Source organism: Halobacillus salinarum (assembly GCF_022919095.1).
GTDB lineage: Bacteria > Bacillota > Bacilli > Bacillales > Halobacillaceae > Halobacillus_B > Halobacillus_B salinarum.
In genome coordinates, this window is record NZ_CP095073.1 from 781,370 (window position 1) to 802,903 (window position 21,534).

Here is a 21,534-nt window from a genome sequence, read left to right on the forward strand (position 1 = left end):
TTTAGGAGAAAAGCTGTCCTCTGTAATACTTATTTATTTCTAGTGCTGAATGGCGAACGCATGTATGGAGATCAAAAACAGTTATCCCTGTCTATGTACAATGTATTCTTCAAGCTGTTTTTGAGTTCGGATCGAAATGGTTTTTTCACTATGGGTTTTAAGAGATTTCTGAAGGAATGGAAAAGTTTTCTCTTCAAACGAGGAGCTGGTGATCAATTGGTGCTTCAAATCGTGTAGAGTTAAAAGATAAGAGCTCCTCTCGAATTGAATAAACTGCTTCAGAAATCTTTTTATAATCCGGTAGTTTCTTGTGGATTTGGATGGAAGGAGGAGCACAATTTCATCTGCTTTGGCAAAACCTGAGCCAATCCAGTCTTCTGCCTTTCCTTCAATCACCCATTGATTCGTATGAATAGTGTACAGAAATTTTTGGTTCCTGTCTTTGACAGAATTAAGGCTTTCTTCGAAATTGGAGTGTTCCCAAACAAAATCGTCCAGCTCATACAATGGAAGAAACAGCTGGTTGGATAAATAACGGGCAAGCGTTGTTTTGCCGCTCCCTATACTTCCAGTAATGAAAATACGATTTGGCTTCATGTCCTTCACTCCTCAAGTATTTTCCCGGTTTTCATTTATATAAAAAACCGTTTAATGCTTGGTTAGATAAAATCATCTAAGGAAGGCCTGAGTTCCATTAGGGAAGTCCAAAGAAAATCCTCACCAAATAAGTCATCTGACTGCTCCATCTTTTTCATCCGGCGAAAAGTGTGAAAGTGAAATTCTTTCTTAAATAACTCCTTTAACCGTTCTTCTTCATAGCCGATTCCACCCTGCATGCTGTAATGTCTGTAAACTTCCCAATCCGTAATATCAGCACCGCCTTCAGGAGTGAAGCAAACGAGTCCGAAGTGCCCCTTTGGTTTCAATACTTTGCAGATAAATGCAATGTATTTCATCCGCTGGTGGGGAGGGAGATGATGGAGTAATCCCGAATCATAGATGAAATCGTAGGAATCCTCCTGAAGGTTCATCTGAAAAATGTCCCCGCAGCGAAATCTTATTTGGAGGTTCTCGTCCGCTGCTCTTTCCTGTGCCCATTCGATGGCATTTTCTGAAATGTCCACGGCTTCAACTTCGCATCCCTGCCTTGCCATGTAGATAGCATTTCTGCCCGGTCCGCATCCAAGTTCCAATGCCGTTCGTGGCTTTATGTAATGATGAAAGTATTCAACTAAGTTTTCATCAGGCTGCTTCGTTTGGAAGAAAGGAATTTCTTTATCCCGATCTTCATAAAATTCTTCCCAAAACGGTTTAGGTTTTCTTATAAGGGAATCCAGCATTTGATATAGATCCTGGTTATTCAAAATTTTTTCTTTCATGACTGCACCTCCAGAAGCTGACTCGTTAATGAAACCGTTAACACCATCATAACATTATTGAATAATTGGTAATATTGTAATTTTTTTATTTAACCTTAAAGTAATAAAATTTACTTTCTTAATTGATGTTCCGTACCTTTATTAAGTTACATAGTGAAAAACGACGCTTTTCCAATTTAGAGATGCTGTTAAAGTCTGCCTCTGAATTTCAAGAATCGCTTGTCGGAGGTCAGTCTTTTTTTTGCATAACTCATCAAGTTAACCGTTCTTCTGTGGCTTTGTGAAACACAGGCTTCTTTTTATGGATATTCCCAATTTTATTTTTATCTATTGCATTAAAGCGAAAAATAAATTACTATTTAAAGTAATAGAGGAGGATGAAATTGGAAAAAATTCACCTGAATGTAGCTTTGCTCCGCAGACGAGTCCCAAACCTTACAACCGCAGCACGGAATGTCGGATTGCGTCCAGCTACAGTTTCTAATCTTTGTACTGGAAAAATCTCAATCAGCCGGACAGAGGTAAGGACGTTAGTAGCTCTTGCGGCCCTTGCAGACTGTAGTTTAGACGAATTAATTATCAGAGGGGAGCGATTTGAAATGGTAGAAACGGGTATCAAAGTTTTGGATCTTTTTGCCCCATTAACAAAAGGGGGAACAGTAGGTCTCGTAGCGCGTCCTGGAATGGGACAGCTCGTTGTACTTGCTGAAATCTTTCATCGTATGAAGCAGGAAGGATGCCGTATTGTTCTTTTACAACCTGAGGGCAACCATCCAGAACTTAGCGATATTGCTGAATATATTGATGACTTCTGCACCAGTTTAACTGAAGTGGAGGCAATCGTGTTAGCACAAGGGAAGAAAGGGGGGTAGCCTTCGCTGCAGATCGCTCCTATGTGTTAACAGGAGAACTTGCACAATTGCAGGAAAAATGGAAGGGTCTCAATGCTGTTACTACTTTTCTTCTGGATCTTAAAGGCGAGGCGGTTGATGAAGACCTTCCGTACGGACCATTAGAAACATTATGGCAATTCGATAGTGAACTGAGTGCCCGGCATTTATATCCAGCGATCCACCCCCTTTACTCTACATCCACAGTTTTAGAAGGAGCAAATCTTGATCAGATGCATTTTTCCATTCAGCAGCGAGGTAAACAACTCCTGCGTCGTTTCCGGGAGCTTCGTTCAATCGTTAATGTAAGAGGATTAGAGACTTTGAATGACAAAGATAGTGAAACATTTAAGCGAGGGGAACGCTTGGAAGCCTATCTAACACAGCCTTTCTACGTAGCGGAAGACTTTACAGGACAGGGAGGAGAAACTGTGCCGCTTAACGAAACATTAGAGGATGTGAGAAAAATATTAGATGGTTCAGCTGATCTTCAAGAGCCAGGCGAGTTAACCTATATCGGCAAACTATCTTAAGGATGTGGGCCTGTGGATTATATTACTTATCTAAGATCGATGGTAGGAAAGAACAAAGTGCTTATGCCTGTGTGTGGTGCACTGATCTTCGATGACCAAAAACGAATCCTGCTTCAGCATAGAGCTGATACCCATTCATGGGGAATCCCGGGTGGGTTTATGGAACTTGACGAAAATGTGGAAGAGACCGCCAGAAGAGAAACTTATGAAGAAACAGGTATTGAATTAGGAAAGCTCGATTTTTATGGAATCTATTCAGGGAAGGACTTCCATAAAACCTTTCCCAATGGAGATCAAGCCGCCCTTGTCCAAATATTGTTTACTTGCAGAGACTTTAAAGGAAAAGCGAATAGCATAGATGAAGAAACGTTAGATGCCCGTTTTTTCCCTTTAGATCAGCTTCCTGCTCCTATGCTTGAAAAACATCAAAGGTTTATTAACGATTATATCGAATATCCAAGTGGACCTGTCATTGGTTAGTGAACTGGTGCATAAAATATGGTACACTGTAAATAGAATAAGAAAGACCGCAGCATTCACTGCGGTCTTACCGATAACGATTCCTTCGGGGATCGGCTACTCATTGAGGAATAGACCTCTCCCGTTTGCAGACAGGAGGTCTATTTTTTATTGGTCATTTTTATGACCAACGCAAGCAGAGCAATAAGGAAAGTTCCGAAAGAAAACAGAACCATAAAGACCTCATAGATACTCACTTAAGGCATCACCCCCTTTCCTTGAACTAAGGGGGCAGCCGACCTCCGTGGAAGGATCACTATCTAATGGTCATTGTATCACAGCCTAAGGTAGGGATATGGTCGGAATTTCCCTGCCTTTCGTACATTATCAAAAAAATATTGTCATTTTGTGATAACTGTTATATTATATATATAACAAATAAAACAGCGAGGATGTGGGTTATTTGTGCTCATCCATTTAGATTTAGAAGCCTCAGACCCTATTTATAACCAATTGAAAAATCAAATCATAGCTGGTATAGCCAAGGGGGAGCTTGTTCCTGGAGAAAGATTGCCATCGGTAAGAGCTCTTGCCCAGGATTTAGGAATTAATCTTCATACGGTTAATAAAGCCTATCAGCAGCTGAAGCAGGATGGATTTATATTGATTCACCGCCAAAAAGGAGTCGTCGTGCAACCGGATGGATTTCCGGAGGCAGATGAGGAGTATTGGCAAGGTCTCCAAAAGACACTTCATCCATTAATCGCGGAAGCCGTCTGCAGGGGAATAAAACGGGAAGAATTTGTGGATTTGTGCAGTGAAATTTTTAAAGAGTTTGAAAAGCAGGGGGGAAAGTAGAATGAATGTAATGATGGCGTTATTCCTAATTGTCATCCTGATCCCGGTTTACGTTTCAGTCATGTTTATTCCTTTTTGGACGAGAAAAACGGAAAGCTTCGGCGTTTCCATTCCTGAAAAATTTTATGCGCGAGGGGATATTCAATCCTTTCGAAGACGATATGCCTTTTATACAGGCTTACTAAGTGCTGGGTTAACAGCGCTGCTTTTCTTTTTGGCAGGTTATTTCACAATAGATGAGCAACGGGCAGCTATTGGGTTCAGCATTCTTATCTTTGTTTATCTTGCCGGAACGTTTGTTGTGTATTTGTTTTTCCACCGGAAAATGAAAAAGTTGAAGAAAGAGGAGCAGTGGGAGAAGGTCAGGCCGCAAGGGGTAGTGGTGGACACACAATTCCGTGAGCAGCGTCTGACTTATTCCAATTTGTGGTTTGCAGTTCCTTTTCTAATCGCTTTCTTGACCATCGGGTTTACCTTCCAACTCTATGATCAGATTCCTGATCGTTTTCCGATGCAATACAGTTTTTCCGGAGAGGTGACGAATTGGGCGGAAAAGTCTTACCGTACCGTCCTTGTAATGCCTGTAATGCAGCTTTATATGGCAGTTTTGTTTTTATTTATTAATGTGATGATCGCAAAAGCGAAACAGCAGGTGAGTGCAGAAGATCCGGAAAACTCAAGAAAGCAGAATGTCGTCTTTCGGAGAAGGTGGTCGGCCTTTATTATCCTGACAAGTGTCGCGTTGACTCTTCTTTTTTCGTTTGTGCAATATACCTTTATTTATACTGTAAGTCCTGTAGTAATCAATGTCGTCACATTAATCTTTACGTTAGCTGTTGTGGCTGCTTCAATCGTTCTGTCGATTACGACCGGGCAAGGGGGGAGCAGGGTGAAAACGGGTCAAGGAACAACGACAGCCGGGAGAATGGATCGCGATGATGACCGCTATTGGAAGCTTGGCCAGTTTTATTATAACAGGAACGATCCTGCTCTCTTTCTGGAAAAACGATTCGGCATAGGCTGGACGATCAATTTTGGGCGTCCGACGGCCTGGATTATTTTAATCGTGATTGTTGTGCTGGCAGCTGGTATTCCTCTTGTACTCGGCCGATAATGAAAAAACAGGCGGGGATTTTGTCTCCCGCCTGTTTTTTTATCTTCTTATCTTTTGCAATAAACGAAGGATTTCAATATATAACCAGACAAGTGTGACGATGAGGCCGAATGCTCCGTACCATTCCATATACTTAGGGGCTCTTCCTCGAACACCTGATTCAATAAAGTCAAAGTCAAGGACAAGGTTAAGAGCGGCTACGGCAACGATGAATACGCTGATTCCAATTCCGATCCAGCCGCTGGAGTGCAGATAAGGTACGGAATTTTGAAAAAATGCGTTGAGTACAAAATCTACCAAATACACGACGAAAATGGCTAAGGTAGCTGAAATGACCATAAGGCGGAAGTTCTTCGTAACCTTAATAATCCGCGTTGCATAAAGAAACAATAGTACTCCCATTACTGCAAAAGTAAGGGAAGCGGCCTGGACAACAATACCCGGATAGCGTGCCTCTAAAAAGGAAGACAGTCCTCCGATTAAGAAGCCTTCCAGGGCTGCATAAATCGGGGCTGTGACAGGGGCAGCCTTTTTAAAGAATACCGTGATGAGGGCGAAGACTAAACCGCCTATCGCACCTATGGCCATCATTAATGTAATATCTATGCCCTGTGAATATTGGTACCAAGTGTATAGAGCTGATCCTAGTAGAAATAAAAACAGCACGGTCGTTTTTCCGACCGTTCCACCCAGTGTCATGGGCTTTCCTTGAGCCCGTTCCTTCCTGAATGTATCTTCTCTCAATACTGGATTTCCAGATCTCATAAATAAAATCACTCCTTTTAAGTAGACCGTCTGTTTCTTTACGATAGGAAGGTCAAAAAGGTTTCATACCCATGTTTACCTGTATTTTATCAAAGAAAAACCTTCAACGCTGTTTGTATGTAGAAGTGATTAGTTGGAATACCATTTATAGAGTTTCTTGGGGCGTCCAATTTTCTGATGGCTGACGATTTGCTTTACTTTTCCTTCTTCGAGCAAATGCATTAAGTATCTATAGACTGTTGGATAGGCAAGACCAATTTGTTTGGAAATGACATCAACGGAACTTGGACCCGGGTGATTCTGGAGATAGTTGGCAATCGATTTTAAGGTTTGTTTACTAATCCCTTTTGTAGTAAATACATCTTCTTCTTCTTCCTGAACATGCTTCATATTAGCAATCTGAACGTGCAGCTTGATCCGGGAGATCATGTCAGGAGCTTTCACCGGTTTTAAGGCAAAGTCTGTAGCGCCTTCTTCCAAAAACTTATCGGCAACTTCCTGACGTTCATCAACGGTTAGTACAAGAATAGGAATATACTCGTTATGCTTGCGGATCTCCCGTACCGTTTGCAGGCCATCCATTTCAGGCATATGGTAATCGACGAGAATGATATCATATTCATCCTGATGAAATTTCTTTATACCTTCACGGCCATTTTCTGCTGTGTCTGATTCCCAGCCGGCATGCTTGCAAAATTCTGTAAGCATGTAGCGCAAGGATTCATCATTATCTATGATCAGTATCTTCATAACGTACTCTCTCCTTCGGAAAATAGATCCAAAACGTCGTGCCTTCCTGGCTGTTACTATTAATATTTAACTCGGCTCCGTGTTCTTCTACCACGTTTTTTACAAATGCCAGTCCTACCCCTGGGTGTGATTTAGTACTGTAACCAGCATTCCAAATTTTTTCGAGGTCTTCTTCCCGGATCCCGGGTCCATTGTCTTCTATACCTATCAGGACCCCCTCATTTTCTTCCTTTGTTCGAATGGTAACCTTTGCGTTTTCTTGTCCTTCAACGGCATCACTGGCGTTATCGATTAAGTTTACGAGGACGCGTGTCATTCGAATTTTATTGATGTAAATTTCAATGGATTCTTCAGCTTGTAAATCAAATTCGTAAATCGTTGCTGACTCAGATAATTTATTCGCTCTCATATATGAAATGAGGACTTTGAGAGTGCACCAGTGTCTTTTCTCGTGGTACAGAATCTCTGACACCATGTCATTGGTAGATTGTATGGAGGATTCGATTTTAGATGTGTATTCCAAAATTTCCGGATCCTTGGCCTTTAATTCGATTAAAGAATTCAACCCTTCCATAAGAGCTAAGGGTGTTTTTAAATCGTGTACTAAATGGAGAGCTTCTCTTCCTGATCTTGCTTCAACCATTTCCAATCTGGCTACGTCAAGGTCCTGGAGCATTTTCCACTTTTGTTCAGAGACCGTTAAATAGATGGCAAGGATCCCAGCATTTATAATAAATACGGCGCACAGGACGATGCTGTAAAAGGACAAGGTTGTTCCAAAGCCTAGATCAATGGCAATGCTTTTCAGTTCTGCCGAAATTGGACCATTGCCAAACCCCAAGTAGGTAAGGAAAGTAACCGTGTCGAGCCACTGAAATCCGAAAAGCAGCTGGGACAAAACGACAGCTTTAAACACAGGTCTAAGCTGTCCTTTTCCTAGCAAATGCAGGGCAGCAATGGATAACAGAAGCAGGAGGGCAGGTCCTCCGAAATCATAGTTCATAGAATTGTACCCGTTTATGATGAGATAAACAAGAGGAATGATGACGATAGGGACTACTACTTTTAACCAGGCAATGTTCAGCTTGGAACCAAGCTGATCTCCTAAAAGCAGCGCTCCTATATAATGGGGCAGTGCTCTTAATGTATTAAGGAGTACAAGAACAAACGCAGCAATCATCAACGTACTGCCTGACGGTGACTTTGACAGGTCAGTCATCAGCCGGGTAAGTCCAATCACCTCAGGACTCAGCCATAAAGGCATGGAGATTCCAATAAATATAAAGATGACACTTACCCAGATGCTTTTTGATGTTAGTACTAGCCTATACATGACAAATACCCCTAACTCGAACGTTCATTTCTTTCATTCTAATATACGCGGACAAGATTTTCGATCCTTTTTTACTTAAAAGCACTAATCATAAGGAAGATACTTCCTCCTTGAATTTTCTGTGCTTACACTTCTGGAACTTGTATAATAAGTACGTATAATTTTCAAACAGAGTGAAGGTGCTTTTCATGATTGTAATGATCGATAACTATGATTCATTCACTTATAACATTTACCAATATTTTAAACAGCTCGATAAAGAAGTTCTAGTTTTTAGAAATGACCAGGTGACAATAAAAGAAGTCCGGAATCTGGCTCCTGATTTAATTGTGATTTCCCCTGGGCCGGGTACTCCTGCACAATCCGGGGTTTGCCGGGAAATCATCTCTGCCTTTTATCAGAACACTCCTATTTTAGGAATTTGTCTTGGGCATCAGCTTGTTGTTGAATTTTTCGGGGGAAGAGTAGAGAAGGGAAAGAACCCGATGCATGGCAAGGTAACATGTATCACGCACGATGGAAAATCTTTGTTTGAAAATATTCCCCATAAAGTACGGGTAACGCGTTATCATTCCCTGCAGACGCCTGCGGAAGACATGCCGCTCAGCCTTGAGATTAGTGCCATGTCTGAAGATAGTGTCGTAATGGCTGTCCGCCATCATAAGCATCCGATTGAATCGATGCAGTTCCATCCCGAATCGATCTTAACGGAATATGGTTTTCAAATGCTTGAAAATGCATACCGGCGAGCAATGGCCTATCAACAAAACAAAAAGGGGCTGATCAAATGAATCCCTACTTGTTATACCAATTTGCCAATTCAGAAGGCAGTCTGCAGGAGGTGGCTTTTTCACATCCAGTGACGATCATTACGGCTTACAAGCTGGAACAGGTGCAGCCGGCTTTCGCTAAAGCAGAAGAAGCATTAAATCAAGGCCGTTTTGTGGCAGGATATGTTAGCTATGAAGCAGCCCCCGCTTTTGACGAAGCTTTTAAAACTTATTCAAAAACAGATTGGCCGCTAGTGTGGTTCGGAGTCTTCGAGCATCCCCATGATGGCCCGGAGCCGGATGAAGGTAATTTTCATGTTTCCGACTGGAAGCTTGACGGACGCTTTTCCGACTATCAGAAAGGGATAGACGCCATTAAAGAAGCTATCGAACAGGGGAATACTTACCAGGTAAATTATACATCCCGGCTTAAAGCGCATTTTGAAGGGAACGATTATTCCTTTTTCAAGCAGCTCGCTGCTAACCAACATGCGTCTTATTCGGCCTACTTACAATTAGGGGAGCGGAGAATATTATCTGCATCCCCGGAATTGTTTTTTCGCATGGATGGAAATAAGCTTACAACAAAACCAATGAAAGGCACTGCGAAGCGGGGACGTTGGACAGAGGAAGATCAAAGGCTGGCATCTGAACTCACCCTCTCTGAAAAAGACAAAGCAGAAAACTTAATGATTGTTGATTTACTCCGCAATGATCTAGGAAGAATGGCTGTGCCGGGAACTGTCCAGGTTCCTCGTCTGTTTGAATTGGAAACTTATCCAACTGTACACCAAATGACTTCCACGATCCAAGCAGCGCTGCCAAGAGGTGTGACGATGTATGAAATTTTTCAGGCTTTATTTCCTTGTGGTTCGATCACAGGGGCGCCTAAGGTAAGGACAATGCAGTACATTGCTGAATTAGAAACAGCTCCGAGAAATGTTTACTGTGGTGCGATTGGATTTATGACACCTGAAAGGGAGGCTGTTTTTAATGTACCCATTCGAACAGTCATGCTTGACCACGGATCGAAGGAAGCAGTTTACGGTTCAGGGGCGGGGTTACGTGGGATTCCACCCCGGAAGGTGAGTTTGCCGAAATCCAGACGAAGGCGAAACTTTTAACTGAAAAGAGACCGGAATTTGAACTGCTCGAGACGATAAAACTCGAGAACGGGGACTATCCATTGCTTGAGTTTCACGTCAAGAGAGCCCGTGATTCCTCCCGTTACTTTCAACGCCCATTTTTTGAAGGGGAAATCTTGAAAAAACTACAAGCGGAATCTGAAGCTCACCCGAAAGGACTATTTAAAGTAAGGCTGTTACTTGATAAGACGGGAGCTAGTACGATTGAAACGACAAAAATCCAAGGTTTGCGTGAGCAGATCAATGGTAAACTAGCCTTGTCTCCGGTTGATGAAAACAACCCGTTTCTGTTTCATAAGACGACTCATAGGGAAATTTATAACGAGCACTCCCACGCCGCAGGCTTTGCTGTCCTTCTTTGGAACAGCAAAAAAGAGCTGACTGAATTCACGATCGCTAATTTAGTAGTTAAGCAGCAAGGAGAGTATTATACACCCCCTGTTTCCTCAGGTTTGCTTGCAGGCACGTTCAGAGCGTGTTTGCTCAAAGAGGCGAAAGTGAAAGAAAAAGTGCTGTTGAAAAAAGATCTCTCAACTTTTGAGGAAATCTGGATGGTAAATGGTTTGCGTGGCTGGGTAAAAGTTTTTCTTACGTAAACTTTCGTGTTAACTAAGAGGAGGAGATATGGATGAAACACATCGTGTTTTATGATGCGCAATGTCCATTTTGCTTCAATGTCAAGCGTGTATTGCGTAAATTTGACTGGTTAAATAAGATTAAATGGGTGTCTGTTCAAGAAGTAGAAGCGAGCGGTAAATACCCTTATTTGGAAGGGCGGAATACGCTCGACGAGATTCACATGCTGACAAAAGAAGGGGAAATTAAGCAAGGTTTCGATTCGATTAGAAAGCTGCTTTCTGTACTGCCGCCCCTTGCTCTTATAGGATTGCTTTTATATCTGCCGGGTATGAAGCTCTTTGGGTCTCCAGCCTATCGATGGTTTTCAGGGCACCGCTATGATTGGTTCGGCAGATATGATATACCTAGGTATTCTTAATTTACAAATGTAATCAAGGTTTTAAACAAAAATAGACTGTCAAAAGTAAGGATTACCTTTTGACAGTCTGTCTATCTTTCATATTCGATCGCTAATCAAGATCATTAAAAAGTTATTGTGGACCAGGCTCTGCCACTTTAACGAGCTGCTTCCCGATATTCTCTCCTTTAAACAAGCCGAAGAAAGCATCAGGAATGTTGTCGAAGCCTTCTGTAATGGTCTCTTCGTAAGTTAACTGTCCTTCTTTCAGCCATTTAGACAAGTGTTGAAAGCCTTCTTTAAATCTTTCTTGATAATCTGCAACTATGAATCCTTGAATGAGCGCGCTTGATTTAATTAAATAGGTTTGGATTCTTGGGCCTTTGTCTTCCGTAAGATTGTAGGAAGAAATAGCTCCGCACTGAATGATTCGTGCGAATTTGTTGAGACGTGGATAAACAGCATCTGCAATCGATCCTCCTACATTATCAAAATAAAGATCGACTCCATCCGGACAAGCTGTTTTAACGGCTTTACGTACATCTTCTGTTTTATAATTAATCGCTTTATCTGCCCCTAATTTTTCAGTTACATAAGACGTTTTTTCGTCAGTTCCGGCAATTCCTACGACTCTAAGGCCCAAGATTTTCCCGATTTGTACAACGGTAGAGCCTACTGCTCCTGCAGCGCCTGAAACGACTAAAGTTTCCCCGGCTTTTGGCTTTCCGATATCAGTCAGTCCAAAATAGGCCGTTAATCCAGGCATTCCAAGGATCCCTAAAGAAGTTGTAACTGGCCCGAGACTGGGATCAATTTTACGGAGGCTTTCGGCTTTGGCAGTTGAATACTCCTGCCAAGGAAGGACTCCTGTAACGATATCGCCGACGTTAAAATGATCATCCTGTGATTCTGTAACTTCAGCAATTACGCCGCCATCTAAAGGTTCATTTAGTTCAAAAGGTGCGACATAGGATTTACCGTCACTCATACGACCGCGCATGTAAGGGTCTACAGAAACGTAAAGAGTTTTTAGTAAGACTTCTCCTGCTTGCGGCTCCGGCAGAGGATTCTCAACAACGGCTAAGTGTTCATGACCCGGGGTGCCTTCCGGTCGCTTGACTAGGTGGATTTCACGGTTCATTTTGACATCTCCTTCCAATGGAAAATTCACTATTCATTTTAACGTGAAAGCCTTTCAATAAGGAAATATAATGTTTGAATAATCTAGACTTACAGGGAGAGAGGAAAGGATATTGGACGAACAGAGACAGCTCTACAGAAAGGTGAAATTTGTCAAAGGGGAAAATTTTATTACGATTGAGGATTTGGAGCGGCTGACAGCTTATGAATTACGTGCATTTATTAAGATAGCTGCCAAGGACCCTGAATTAAACAAAGTGGGCCATCTGTCTTTGTTAATCCGCGATGATTTTCCACAAGATATCGACAGGAAACTGATGGATTCCGGGTTTTCAGTCCATGATACGTTGATTTTCGTCAGAAAAGAGCTCGCAGAACATAAGCCGGGCCCTTCTCCTTATTGCTTGAAAACCATTCCGGAAGTCCAGGAGAATTTCTTTAAAAAAACGTGGAAAAAGTGTATGAAAGACTCCTTCAATTCAGCAGCTTATTTAAATATGGATGAGCAGATGGAAAGTGTCAAAAAAGAATTGGGGGAGGGTTATGAACGCACCTGTCAAATTGCTTATGAAGGGGAGCGGGAAATCGGGGTTGTCATGCCGCATATTGAACCAGACACACAAGAAGAAGGAAGGTTGTTTTACTTCGGGCTACTTCCGGAATTCAGAGGCCGTGGAAAGAGTGTGCCGCTTTACAACCAGGCGTTAACTCTTCTCAAAGCTGAGTTCGGAGCAGCCTATGCGATTGGAGCAACGAGCCTGAACAATCTGCCGATGCGAAGAGTTTTTCAAAAGAACGGCTGCGAAACAACGGGGATCTACAAAGTGTTTAAGCGAACTCATAAAGGATAGAAAAAGAACCGTACAGGAGGAATTTTTAAAGTTTTCTAGAATTTAGCAAGTAATACACCACTTTACTTATTATCAGCAGTCTACAGGAGGAATTTCTCATGATTTTACATACCCACCTTACTGGCGAAGGGGATCCTCTCGTATTTCTCCACACCGGCCTCCAGACAGGCTCTACCGATTTCGAATACCAACGGGAGTACTTTAGAGAGCATTACAAGCTTGTCTGTCCTGATTTAAGAGGACACGGAAATTCATTCAGTGAGGATTTTAACGACTATTTTTATGATACGGCAAGGGATTTAAAAGAAACGCTGGACTACTTAAATATCCCTTCCGTTCAAATTGTCGGCTGCTCACTCGGAGCACTTGTCGGCATAATTTTTGCAAAATATTATCCTGATTATGTCAGAAGCCTGGTGATTTCCGGAGTCACTCCGACGAAGCCGGAAAACTGGGAGGACATCCATGAAAAAGAGGTTGATTTTCAAAGGCAGCTCTTGAGAGATCAAAACCTTGTGAGCCATTTCAATCAGCTTCATAACACAAATTGGCGTGAATTGATTTATTTAGTGAGGCAGGACAATTGGTATCCCTTTGAGGAGACACACTCTCTAGCCGATATTAAAGCCCCGATTCTTTACATCGTAGGAGAGGGAAATGCTCATGAAGTCACAGGAGCCGTTTATTATCCTAAATACAGTAAGGTTCATGTATCTGTGCTTCCGTTTGCCTCCCACTTAGTCCACTCAGAACAACCCGAAATCTATACGAAAATCTTAGAGAATTTTCTTCATAAGACAGCTTTACAAAAGGAAGAAGAGCTGGAATGACAAAAGGGGGGAGGACAAAGATTGCAGGAAGGTGTATATTGCCGCAGATGCTCCCGTCAGATAAAGACGAAGGATAACTTGGTCGTTGCAGGCGTACTTTTTGTGATGGTTCCTTACCACAAAGAATGTTTTGCCAAAGAACTAAGGGGACCGGCTGTGCTATTTATCAATAATCAGCCCATTAACAGCTGGGTTGGAAATTTATTAACGCTCCTTGGCCTTCTCCTTTTTGCGGGAGTCCTCCTATTTGTAGAAGGATTGGCAAAGTGGCTCTCCTTATTGTTTCTTCTCCCGGTGATTTACCGTTTGCTTGCCTACTATTTATTTGAAAGACGGTTATCAGGGAAATACAATACTGACAATTATTAGATTAGGAGAAACGTAGAATGACATGGATGAGAATTGCAGAAACAGTAGGCGGGTATTATGCTGCCTGCGAAAAAATAAAAGCTGTTCTATTAGCAGGCTCTGTCTCAAGAGGCTGGCAGGATGCACGCTCAGATATAGAACTGCATGTATTTTGGGAAGAAGCCCCGACTGAAAGTGAGCGTCTGCAGTTGATAGAAAAGGCAGAGGGAACCCTTCTTACTTTTTATCCGTACGAGGATGATGAATGGTCAGAAAGCTATTTGTGTGACGGCGTGAAAATGGAGTTAAGTCATTTTCTGGGGAGCACAATTGACATGGTAGTAAATCGTGTAATCCGTGACTATTCCACGAATTTGGAAGACCAGTGTCTTATTTCTGCCATACAGGACGGCATTGTGCTGCATGGTAAGACCGTTATCTCCGAGTGGAAGAATACTGTAAATACGTACCCTCAAGGTTTAAAAGAGGCGATGGTTGAGGAAAATTTGGATTTTGGAAACCGTTGGAAGAGCCGTTCTACTCTGCTTGAGCGCAGAGATCTTTTAATCCTTTATTCGACGATGGCTGACGTTTCTGAAAAAATCATGGCTTTATTATTTGCACTGAACCATGAATATGTCCACCATCCAGGGTTTAAGTGGCAGAAACAATCTTTGAATAAACTTTCAATCAAGCCTATGAGGGCCTGTGAACGGATGGAAAGTGTATTTTTAACAGAGCCTGAGAAAGGCATGAAAATATTGGAACAGTTAACGGCAGACGTGGAAAAACTAGTAAATGAGCAATCTCCAAGAGAGGTAAGCCATAAGGAGATCAAACAACAGCCGCACAAAAACCAGTTTTAGGTTCTGTGCGGCTGTTGTTTTTATTAGACCATTCCTTCTTCTTTCAGTTCGCGGTATTCTTCGTCTGTAAAAGCACGGGCGCGCGATAAAAATCGTTTTCCTTCAACACCTTCCAAGGAAAACATGCCGCCTCTGCCATCGACCACATCGATGATTAACTGGGTATGCTTCCAATAATCATACTGACTCTTGTTAATATAAAAAGGTGTGTCACCAATGCTTCCTAAAAGCACATCCTGACTTCCTAGAAAAAGATCGCCTTCCGGATAACACATAGGGGAACTGCCATCACAACAGCCACCTGATTGGTGGAACATTAAAGATCCATGTTTTTCTTTCAGATTATGAATCAATTGGAGGGCAGAATCCGTAGCGGTTACACGTTCAACCAACATCGGTCACCTCCTCTCATGTAATTTAAAAGAATCCCAGCTTTTGAGGGCTGTAGCTTACAAGCAGATTCTTGGTCTGCTGGTAGTGGCTGAGCATCATCTTGTGATTCTCACGTCCGACTCCGGACATTTTATAGCCGCCAAACGCAGCATGGGCAGGATAGGAATGGTAACAGTTTGTCCAAACTCTTCCCGCTTCAATTCCACGCCCGAAACGATAGGCCGTATTCATATCACGGGTCCATATGCCGGCGCCTAAACCATAAAGAGTATCATTGGCGATGTTCATCGCTTCTTCTTCATCTTTAAACGTAGTTACGGACAGGACCGGCCCGAAAATTTCTTCCTGAAATACGCGCATATCATTCGTTCCTTTAAAGATGGTCGGTTCTATATAATAACCTTCTGAAAGCTCACCTTCCAGCTTGTTTCTGCCGCCTCCCACGAGACATTCTGCTCCTTCTTCTTTACCAATGGATAAATAAGACATGATTTTGTCCATTTGTTCCGAAGACGCTTGTGCTCCCATCATCACTTCAGGATCAAGCGGGTTCCCTGTCTTAATAGCTTTTACTCGTTCAAGAGCACGCTCCATGAACTTATCGTATATACTCTCGTGGATCAATGCGCGGGAAGGGCAGGTGCAGACTTCACCTTGATTAAGAGCAAATAAAACCATCCCTTCAATTGTTTTATCCAGAAAGTCATCATCTTTACTCATGACATCCTCAAAGAAAATATTAGGCGATTTGCCGCCAAGCTCTAATGTGACTGGAATAATATTTTGGGAAGCGTATTGCATGATCATTCTTCCGGTAGTTGTTTCACCGGTAAAAGCCACCTTGTTTACCCGGGGGTTGGAGGCTAATGGCTTCCCTGCTTCTAACCCATACCCGTTCACAATGTTTAATACACCATCAGGAAGCAGGTCTCCAACTATATCAATTAAATACATAAGTGAAGCAGGCGTCTGTTCGGCTGGTTTTAATACGATCGCGTTTCCAGCTGCAAGAGCAGGAGCGATTTTCCAAGTGGCCATGAGAATTGGAAAGTTCCAAGGAATAATCTGACCGACTACGCCAAGAGGTTCATGAAAGTGATAAGCAATGGTATCCTGGTCAATTTCTCCAATTGAACCTTCCTGAGCGCGGATCACAGAAGCGAAATAGCGGAAATGATCGACTGCTAGAGGAATATCCGCATTCAAGGTTTCACGGACTGCTTTACCATTTTCCCACGATTCTGCTACTGCCAGTTTTTCGAGGTTTTCCTCCATGCGATCAGCAATTCGATTTAATATAAGCGAACGCTCAGTGACAGAGGTTTTTCCCCATGCATCCTTAGCTTTATGAGCAGCATCCAAGGCAAGCTCGATGTCTTCTTCCGTAGATCTCGCTACCTGGCAGAAAGGTTTTCCTGTAGCAGGGGTGACATTATCGAAATACTGTCCTTTTACAGGAGCTGTCCATTTTCCGTCAATAAAGTTGTCATACCGGTCTTTGAACTGGACTATAGCTCCTTCAGTGTTTGGAAATGCATAAACCATTTGATTGATTCCTCCTGTACGTACTATTAGTGCAAGCGCTTACAAATGGTGGTATGTAAACATACGCTACACTTAACTTGAAGCTACCACCATCACAGAATTTTGTCAATTATTTGACTTTTTATAAAAATATTGACAATTTTTTACCTTTAGATAAGTTTCTTCCATATGAGATCTATATGTAGGGAGAAGGGTTTTTTGTTATAATAAGTTCATCTGGAAAAGAAGGAGATTCTAAACGATGACCAGTACAAATCGAATTATGCTTGTCGATGGTATGGCTCTTTTGTTCAGGGCCTTCTATGCTACTGCAATGAGCAATTATTTTATGGTAAATAGTAAAGGTACGCCTACCAATGGAGTTTATGGAATGTTGAAGCACTTATTTACTGCTATTAATCATTATCAGCCTACCCATGTCGTCTGCTGCTGGGATATGGGGAGCAAAACATTCCGTAATGACATGTTTCCTGACTATAAAGCAAACAGAGGAGAACCTCCTGTTGAATTAATTCCCCAATTTGACCTTGCAAAAGAAGCGATAGAATCATTAAATATTCCTAATGTCGGGGTTGCGGGTTTTGAAGCAGATGACTGTATTGGTACACTTAGTAAAGAATACAGCGAGCATTCCCAGGTTTTTATCCTTACCGGTGATCAGGACATGCTTCAGCTTTTAAAGCAAAATACGACTGTCGTGCTGCTTAAAAAAGGGTATGGCAATTATGCGGAATATTACGAGGATTCTTTTTATGAAGAGAAGGGGATTACACCTGCTCAAATGGTAGATTTAAAAGCTTTGATGGGGGACACGAGCGACAATTATCCCGGTGTTAAAGGGATAGGGGAAAAAACAGCCCTCAAGCTGCTTATGAAGCACCAAACAATCGAAGGAATTTTGGGAAATCTAGATGCCTTGACCAAAGGCCAGCGGTCAAAAATAGAAGAAGGACTGGAAATGCTTCATTTGTCGCGGAAACTTGCCCGTATTCATTGTGAAGCAGACGTTAATTGTTCATTGGAAGATGCTTTGTTTTACATTGATGACGAGCGAATGAGAGATAAATTTGAAGAACTTGAGTTTAGAAATTGGAGAAAGAACATTATAGGGGTATCTTAACGGTGTGTCGGTAGCTTATGCTACCGACTTTCTTATGCACACGATTCTTTTAAAGAAGATCTTTTTTCTGAGTGAATTTATATTGGTTCGCTTCTCTGTAATACATGGAAGATTTCTTGTACATCCGTTTGTTGTAGTAAAGGTTTGCGAGCAGTTCCAGAGCATCTTTATAATCATCGTAAATATTTAATTCCCTCAGGTCGGGGATGATTACATGTTCTAGTTCGTGTATGAATTCTTCTTCTTGAGTTGATTTGTTCAAATTATGCTTTAATATATAAAATTTGTGCTTGAATTGTAGGTCATTTTGCTTGTCCGCCATTTTTTCTCCTGACAAGATATAAGACCAGCATTCCTCAATGTTTTCATTATAGTAGTGCGCTAAAGCTAGAAGGTAGATGGTTCCTGACTGGAAGTAGGTATCATCCGTTTCAATACCTTCCGCTTGTTCTAAAAACTCGATCGCTTTATCATAATTTTCCATATTGATGTTGATATAGCCTAAATTATGATAAATTCTTCTTTTTTCTAAAAAAGTTAAATGATACTTGGCAACTTTTAATATTTTTAAAAAATATTCTTGAGCAATATCGTGGATATTGAGAAAACGATAATTGATCGCAATAATCATATAAGTATCTACAATCCTGGAATATTGAAGGGAATCCTTGTACCCTTTTAATGCTTTTTCCGCGTAGTAGGTAGATTCTACAGCTGCTCTTGTTTGAGAGTACGTTAGTGCTAAATGGAAATAAACTTCACTGTCTTCGAGTGGGAGCTCGTTCATCTTTTGTGATGCATTTCTAAAATAGTTCAGGGCTTGACGCAATTCTGCTTTTAAAAATAAGTGGAGGCCGACCGTCTTATAATAGAAAAATTGAAATTCCTTTGTTGCCTGAGGGAAGATGGCATCAAACTCTTTTAGAGTGTCATCAGGGATTAAGATCTCCTCTAAAGTCATTTTATGACGGGTTAGAATGACTTTGTATAAATTCCCTAATTCAATATTTTGGTTATTGGCTAACGCTTTTTCTATCTCGGATTTAAGTTTTTTCATCAGAGTAAAATCTCTTAATTGAATGGTTTCATGCCAATCATGGAGATTCTGATAGATGTCCTCGTCAAATTCTTCATTAATGTTTGTGAGGGTAATCTTCAGCCGCTCCCCGATCAGACGATAGATTTCATCACTGGCATTAATAGAATTGTGCTCGATCTTACTTAAATAGGACACAGAACAGATGCCTGAAGCTAAATCTTCTAATGTCATATTTTTATATTTTCGGTGCTGTTTAATTAATGTGCCCTTCATTGTCAACCGTTCCCCTCTTCTTTAAAGCACTCAAGTATACACAATATAATAGACCGAGAAAAAATACAATTATAGTCGACTGATCCAAAATTTGTAAAAATAAAACAAACAGCCATCCAGTAGAGGGGATGGCTGCTGCTTATTAGAATTATATCGTTTTAAGAGCTTCCTCAATCTGGGTATCGCCGGAGACTAATTCAAACGTCTTGTTATAAGTGTTTGGTTCTCTCAGGCAGGCGATCATCGTTTTAGCGACGTCCGCTCTTGGAATCGTACCGCGGTCTACGGTTTCTCCAACATTGACTTTACTAGTTCCTTCTTCATGCGTTAAGCCGCCGGGTCGTACAATTGTATAATTGAGCTCGGTACCTTGAAGATATTCATCAGCTTCGCCTTTCATCTTAAGATAATGCTGTAGTTCTTCTTTGCCGCGCTCTGGCTGTCCTGCCGCAATGGCGCTGAGCATGATGAATTTTTTCATTCCAAAGTTTTCTGTTGCCTTAATTAAATTTATCGCTCCATCACGATCCACGAGCTCCGTCTGCTCAGGTCCGGTGCTGGAGCCTGAGCCGGCGGCAAAAATGACAGCTTCTTTTCCTTTTACCGCATGGCCGACGTCTCCCGTTAAGTCGGCAAGAACAGGAATGCCTCCTAGTTCTTCAATTTTAGCCTTTTGTTCTTCCTTTCTGACCATGCCATAAGGGACATGACCATCTTCTTTTAAATATTGAATCAGTAAACGGCCCGTGTGGCCATTTGCTCCTGCTACGAGTACTTCCATAAACTCTCAAGCTCCTTCCGTCTATAGTTCTCCTTCACCCATTATGTTGCCGATTGCAGTCAAAACTAAACATAGAGGATAGGGAATGACGTTAGAGAGAAGGGAAACAAAGTTCCTGGTAATTACACTGGGAACAGATTCTAGGATCCTCCTGCATCGGGAATTGTTCGAAGCTTTTGGGTTTGTTTTGTTCCGGATCCATGAGCTGCATCTGCATTTGTTCCATGCTGATTTGGTAAAGGTGCTGGACATTTATTAAATCTTGTTCGGTAAGCTTGTGTTCAATATGCGTTCCTTCGAGTAAATATTCATTTCGAATAATGATATCATCCAAGGACCCAATGTTGAATTTTTGACGTAAATACAAAGCATACAGTGCTAACTGGTTACGGTCTTCGTCTGAAGATTTACCAGTTTTCCAGTCAACAATAATCCATTTATTGTTTTGTAAGTCTTTATATAACAAGTCCATCACAACGAAAATTTTTATGCCGTTGACTGTCATATACCGGAACTTTTCCGACTCCATAAATTGCATACGCTCTTTATTGAGCACTTCAGCAAAGGACTTGCTTGCGTAGAAATTTTGAATTGTCTTGTGAAGGCGATCGGTGATTTTTTTAACTTTTTTATCGGGTAGTGTGTCCGACTGACTGTAATAAATTTCGTGAAACATCGTGTAATGTTTAGGACGGTTCTGCCAAAGATGTTCTTTTCTGGTAGATTCAATAAACCCGCGGTTGAGGTGGCGGCGGACTTCTTCTACGAATTTTGATTCATCAATGACGGACCGATTTGAAAGAACATCTTGAATGGTTTGATAGATCATATCGTGAATGATACTCCCGAAGAACATCTCCAGGTTCGTAATTTTTTTAAGCCTGTAGGCTTGGCGGGCAAGAGAGTCCGCATCTCTTAACCACCCATTGTGAGAAGTATAGTAGTCATAACAATACTTTCTTAAACAGGTAAGAAAGGTTTTATGCCTGGATAAAGACCAGGATAATTCCGGGTAATGCTTGATTTCAAACATAGGTACCTCCATATTCCCAAGATTCAGCGCTCGTCCTTAAGCTGGAAGTCTTCTAAATTAACTTTTCGATGAATAACCGTGACTCCTTCGCTTTCAAGGGACAGTCTTTGGATTTCTGCTCCATCAGGGTCTCCTAAGGCAATTTGCCCTTTTGAATTGATTACACGATGCCACGGCAGAGAATACTTAGCACTCATAGAATGCAGAATCCGTGCCACTTGTCTTGCAGCTCTCGGGTTCCCTGCCTGACCTGCAATTTGGCCGTACGTCATGACCTTACCTTCTGGGATCTGCTTGATGATCGTTAGGGTTCGTTTTGTAAAAGGCTGCATAATGTTTACTC

The 21,534-nt window shown here is 41.7% G+C and carries 25 protein-coding genes and 1 pseudogene; 13 read left to right on the top strand and 13 right to left on the bottom strand.

Features of this window, described 5'->3' with window-relative positions; genetic code table 11:
- Nucleotides 1–81: 81 nt before the first annotated feature.
- Complete coding sequence (locus tag MUN89_RS04160) at nt 82–597, bottom strand: P-loop NTPase family protein (RefSeq protein ID WP_244711664.1); 516 nt, start codon at nt 595–597, stop codon at nt 82–84.
- Between the two features lie 62 nt (nt 598–659).
- Nucleotides 660–1,379 carry a class I SAM-dependent methyltransferase gene (locus tag MUN89_RS04165; protein WP_244711666.1) on the bottom strand — a complete coding sequence of 240 codons (720 nt, stop codon included), beginning with the start codon at nt 1,377–1,379 and terminating at the stop codon, nt 660–662.
- Between the two features lie 383 nt (nt 1,380–1,762).
- Here MUN89_RS04165 and MUN89_RS04170 point away from each other — a divergent pair.
- Both MUN89_RS04170 and MUN89_RS04175 read left to right on the top strand, forming a co-directional pair.
- A pseudogene (locus MUN89_RS04170) lies at nt 1,763–2,802 on the top strand (ATP synthase beta subunit C-terminal domain-containing protein).
- Nucleotides 2,803–2,814: 12 nt separating this feature from the next.
- Complete coding sequence (locus MUN89_RS04175) at nt 2,815–3,282, top strand: NUDIX hydrolase (protein WP_244711667.1); 468 nt, start codon at nt 2,815–2,817, stop codon at nt 3,280–3,282.
- Between the two features lie 140 nt (nt 3,283–3,422).
- Here the strand turns inward: MUN89_RS04175 and MUN89_RS04180 are convergent, their stop codons facing one another.
- On the bottom strand, nt 3,423–3,518 hold the full coding sequence (locus tag MUN89_RS04180) for a putative holin-like toxin (RefSeq protein ID WP_145956075.1): 96 nt from the start codon (nt 3,516–3,518) through the stop codon (nt 3,423–3,425).
- A gap of 208 nt (nt 3,519–3,726) precedes the next feature.
- Between MUN89_RS04180 and MUN89_RS04185 the strand changes: the two genes are divergently transcribed.
- Together MUN89_RS04185 and MUN89_RS04190 are read left to right on the top strand one after the other, a co-directional pair.
- Complete coding sequence (locus tag MUN89_RS04185) at nt 3,727–4,119, top strand: GntR family transcriptional regulator (protein WP_244711668.1); 393 nt, start codon at nt 3,727–3,729, stop codon at nt 4,117–4,119.
- A 1-nt stretch (nt 4,120) separates the two neighbouring features.
- Nucleotides 4,121–5,233 carry a DUF1648 domain-containing protein gene (locus MUN89_RS04190; RefSeq protein WP_244711669.1) on the top strand — a complete coding sequence of 371 codons (1,113 nt, stop codon included), beginning with the start codon at nt 4,121–4,123 and terminating at the stop codon, nt 5,231–5,233.
- Nucleotides 5,234–5,272: 39 nt separating this feature from the next.
- On the opposite strand, the gene MUN89_RS04195 is transcribed toward MUN89_RS04190, so the two are convergent.
- The 3 genes from MUN89_RS04195 to MUN89_RS04205 all read right to left on the bottom strand — a co-directional run bounded on the left by MUN89_RS04195 (nt 5,273) and on the right by MUN89_RS04205 (nt 8,081).
- Complete coding sequence (locus MUN89_RS04195) at nt 5,273–5,998, bottom strand: Bax inhibitor-1/YccA family protein (RefSeq protein ID WP_244711670.1); 726 nt, start codon at nt 5,996–5,998, stop codon at nt 5,273–5,275.
- A 129-nt stretch (nt 5,999–6,127) separates the two neighbouring features.
- Nucleotides 6,128–6,748 (bottom strand): response regulator, encoded by a 621-nt coding sequence (locus MUN89_RS04200; RefSeq protein ID WP_244711671.1) that lies wholly within the window; start codon nt 6,746–6,748, stop codon nt 6,128–6,130.
- Nucleotides 6,726–8,081, bottom strand: coding sequence for a sensor histidine kinase (locus MUN89_RS04205; RefSeq protein WP_244711673.1), 1,356 nt, complete (start codon nt 8,079–8,081; stop codon nt 6,726–6,728). Before MUN89_RS04205 ends, MUN89_RS04200 begins: the two co-directional genes overlap by 23 nt.
- Nucleotides 8,082–8,269: 188 nt before the next feature.
- On the opposite strand from MUN89_RS04205, the gene MUN89_RS04210 reads away from it, so the two are divergent.
- The 4 genes from MUN89_RS04210 to MUN89_RS04220 all read left to right on the top strand — a co-directional run bounded on the left by MUN89_RS04210 (nt 8,270) and on the right by MUN89_RS04220 (nt 10,993).
- The gene (locus MUN89_RS04210; protein ID WP_244711675.1) at nt 8,270–8,872 is read left to right on the top strand and encodes an anthranilate synthase component II; all 603 of its coding nucleotides are present in this window, start codon (nt 8,270–8,272) and stop codon (nt 8,870–8,872) included.
- Nucleotides 8,869–9,975, top strand: coding sequence for an aminodeoxychorismate synthase component I (gene pabB, locus MUN89_RS21945; RefSeq protein ID WP_318036114.1), 1,107 nt, complete (start codon nt 8,869–8,871; stop codon nt 9,973–9,975). The genes MUN89_RS04210 and pabB overlap by 4 nt, the downstream gene beginning before the upstream one ends.
- Before the next feature lie 62 nt (nt 9,976–10,037).
- Nucleotides 10,038–10,592: an aminotransferase class IV gene (locus tag MUN89_RS21950; RefSeq protein WP_318036115.1), complete on the top strand. Its 555-nt coding sequence runs from the start codon at nt 10,038–10,040 to the stop codon at nt 10,590–10,592.
- Nucleotides 10,593–10,624: 32 nt separating this feature from the next.
- Entirely contained in the window at nt 10,625–10,993 is a 369-nt protein-coding gene (locus tag MUN89_RS04220) for a thiol-disulfide oxidoreductase DCC family protein (RefSeq protein ID WP_244711677.1), read from the top strand.
- Between the two features lie 112 nt (nt 10,994–11,105).
- Here the strand turns inward: MUN89_RS04220 and MUN89_RS04225 are convergent, their stop codons facing one another.
- Nucleotides 11,106–12,113 carry an NADP-dependent oxidoreductase gene (locus MUN89_RS04225; RefSeq protein ID WP_244711679.1) on the bottom strand — a complete coding sequence of 336 codons (1,008 nt, stop codon included), beginning with the start codon at nt 12,111–12,113 and terminating at the stop codon, nt 11,106–11,108.
- A 142-nt stretch (nt 12,114–12,255) separates the two neighbouring features.
- Between MUN89_RS04225 and MUN89_RS04230 the strand changes: the two genes are divergently transcribed.
- The 4 genes from MUN89_RS04230 to MUN89_RS04245 all read left to right on the top strand — a co-directional run bounded on the left by MUN89_RS04230 (nt 12,256) and on the right by MUN89_RS04245 (nt 15,007).
- Nucleotides 12,256–12,963, top strand: coding sequence for a GNAT family N-acetyltransferase (locus MUN89_RS04230; protein WP_244711681.1), 708 nt, complete (start codon nt 12,256–12,258; stop codon nt 12,961–12,963).
- 98 nt (nt 12,964–13,061) lie between these two features.
- Complete coding sequence (locus tag MUN89_RS04235) at nt 13,062–13,793, top strand: alpha/beta fold hydrolase (RefSeq protein ID WP_244711683.1); 732 nt, start codon at nt 13,062–13,064, stop codon at nt 13,791–13,793.
- A 21-nt stretch (nt 13,794–13,814) separates the two neighbouring features.
- On the top strand, nt 13,815–14,162 hold the full coding sequence (locus tag MUN89_RS04240) for a hypothetical protein (protein WP_244711685.1): 348 nt from the start codon (nt 13,815–13,817) through the stop codon (nt 14,160–14,162).
- Between the two features lie 17 nt (nt 14,163–14,179).
- Nucleotides 14,180–15,007, top strand: a complete 828-nt coding sequence (locus MUN89_RS04245; protein WP_244711687.1) for a DUF4037 domain-containing protein — start codon at nt 14,180–14,182, stop codon at nt 15,005–15,007.
- A 23-nt stretch (nt 15,008–15,030) separates the two neighbouring features.
- Here the strand turns inward: MUN89_RS04245 and MUN89_RS04250 are convergent, their stop codons facing one another.
- Both MUN89_RS04250 and exaC read right to left on the bottom strand, forming a co-directional pair.
- The gene (locus MUN89_RS04250) at nt 15,031–15,399 is read right to left on the bottom strand and encodes a DUF779 domain-containing protein (protein WP_244713564.1); all 369 of its coding nucleotides are present in this window, start codon (nt 15,397–15,399) and stop codon (nt 15,031–15,033) included.
- Between the two features lie 25 nt (nt 15,400–15,424).
- Nucleotides 15,425–16,945, bottom strand: a complete 1,521-nt coding sequence (gene exaC / locus MUN89_RS04255; RefSeq protein WP_244711689.1) for an acetaldehyde dehydrogenase ExaC — start codon at nt 16,943–16,945, stop codon at nt 15,425–15,427.
- 241 nt (nt 16,946–17,186) lie between these two features.
- On the opposite strand from exaC, the gene MUN89_RS04260 reads away from it, so the two are divergent.
- Nucleotides 17,187–18,065 (top strand): 5'-3' exonuclease, encoded by an 879-nt coding sequence (locus MUN89_RS04260; RefSeq protein ID WP_244711691.1) that lies wholly within the window; start codon nt 17,187–17,189, stop codon nt 18,063–18,065.
- A gap of 49 nt (nt 18,066–18,114) precedes the next feature.
- On the opposite strand, the gene MUN89_RS04265 is transcribed toward MUN89_RS04260, so the two are convergent.
- The 4 genes from MUN89_RS04265 to MUN89_RS04280 form a co-directional block, all read right to left on the bottom strand.
- A complete protein-coding gene (locus MUN89_RS04265) occupies nt 18,115–19,377 on the bottom strand; it encodes a helix-turn-helix domain-containing protein (protein ID WP_244711692.1) in 1,263 nt (420 codons plus the stop codon).
- Nucleotides 19,378–19,525: 148 nt separating this feature from the next.
- Nucleotides 19,526–20,158, bottom strand: coding sequence for an SDR family oxidoreductase (locus tag MUN89_RS04270; RefSeq protein ID WP_244711694.1), 633 nt, complete (start codon nt 20,156–20,158; stop codon nt 19,526–19,528).
- 91 nt (nt 20,159–20,249) lie between these two features.
- Complete coding sequence (locus MUN89_RS04275; RefSeq protein ID WP_244711696.1) at nt 20,250–21,191, bottom strand: PD-(D/E)XK nuclease family protein; 942 nt, start codon at nt 21,189–21,191, stop codon at nt 20,250–20,252.
- 23 nt (nt 21,192–21,214) lie between these two features.
- The gene (locus MUN89_RS04280; RefSeq protein ID WP_244711698.1) at nt 21,215–21,523 is read right to left on the bottom strand and encodes an MGMT family protein; all 309 of its coding nucleotides are present in this window, start codon (nt 21,521–21,523) and stop codon (nt 21,215–21,217) included.
- Nucleotides 21,524–21,534 lie beyond the last annotated feature (11 nt).

Excerpts from the sequence above, each read along its gene's own strand:
- MUN89_RS04200 (WP_244711671.1), bottom strand. The coding sequence starts at position 6,748 with ATGAAGATACTGATCATAGATAATGATGAATCCTTGCGCTACATGCTT.
- pabB (WP_318036114.1), top strand. The coding sequence starts at position 8,869 with ATGAATCCCTACTTGTTATACCAATTTGCCAATTCAGAAGGCAGTCTG.
- exaC (WP_244711689.1), bottom strand. The coding sequence starts at position 16,945 with ATGGTTTATGCATTTCCAAACACTGAAGGAGCTATAGTCCAGTTCAAA.
- MUN89_RS04245 (WP_244711687.1), top strand. The coding sequence starts at position 14,180 with ATGACATGGATGAGAATTGCAGAAACAGTAGGCGGGTATTATGCTGCC.
- MUN89_RS04195 (WP_244711670.1), bottom strand. The coding sequence starts at position 5,998 with ATGAGATCTGGAAATCCAGTATTGAGAGAAGATACATTCAGGAAGGAA.
- MUN89_RS04275 (WP_244711696.1), bottom strand. The coding sequence starts at position 21,191 with ATGTTTGAAATCAAGCATTACCCGGAATTATCCTGGTCTTTATCCAGG.
- MUN89_RS04225 (WP_244711679.1), bottom strand. The coding sequence starts at position 12,113 with ATGAACCGTGAAATCCACCTAGTCAAGCGACCGGAAGGCACCCCGGGT.
- MUN89_RS04160 (WP_244711664.1), bottom strand. The coding sequence starts at position 597 with ATGAAGCCAAATCGTATTTTCATTACTGGAAGTATAGGGAGCGGCAAA.
- MUN89_RS04190 (WP_244711669.1), top strand. The coding sequence starts at position 4,121 with ATGAATGTAATGATGGCGTTATTCCTAATTGTCATCCTGATCCCGGTT.
- MUN89_RS04265 (WP_244711692.1), bottom strand. The coding sequence starts at position 19,377 with ATGAAGGGCACATTAATTAAACAGCACCGAAAATATAAAAATATGACA.
- MUN89_RS04205 (WP_244711673.1), bottom strand. The coding sequence starts at position 8,081 with ATGTATAGGCTAGTACTAACATCAAAAAGCATCTGGGTAAGTGTCATC.
- MUN89_RS04280 (WP_244711698.1), bottom strand. The coding sequence starts at position 21,523 with ATGCAGCCTTTTACAAAACGAACCCTAACGATCATCAAGCAGATCCCA.
- MUN89_RS04165 (WP_244711666.1), bottom strand. The coding sequence starts at position 1,379 with ATGAAAGAAAAAATTTTGAATAACCAGGATCTATATCAAATGCTGGAT.
- MUN89_RS04210 (WP_244711675.1), top strand. The coding sequence starts at position 8,270 with ATGATTGTAATGATCGATAACTATGATTCATTCACTTATAACATTTAC.
- MUN89_RS04235 (WP_244711683.1), top strand. The coding sequence starts at position 13,062 with ATGATTTTACATACCCACCTTACTGGCGAAGGGGATCCTCTCGTATTT.
- MUN89_RS04260 (WP_244711691.1), top strand. The coding sequence starts at position 17,187 with ATGACCAGTACAAATCGAATTATGCTTGTCGATGGTATGGCTCTTTTG.
- MUN89_RS04220 (WP_244711677.1), top strand. The coding sequence starts at position 10,625 with ATGAAACACATCGTGTTTTATGATGCGCAATGTCCATTTTGCTTCAAT.
- MUN89_RS04270 (WP_244711694.1), bottom strand. The coding sequence starts at position 20,158 with ATGGAAGTACTCGTAGCAGGAGCAAATGGCCACACGGGCCGTTTACTG.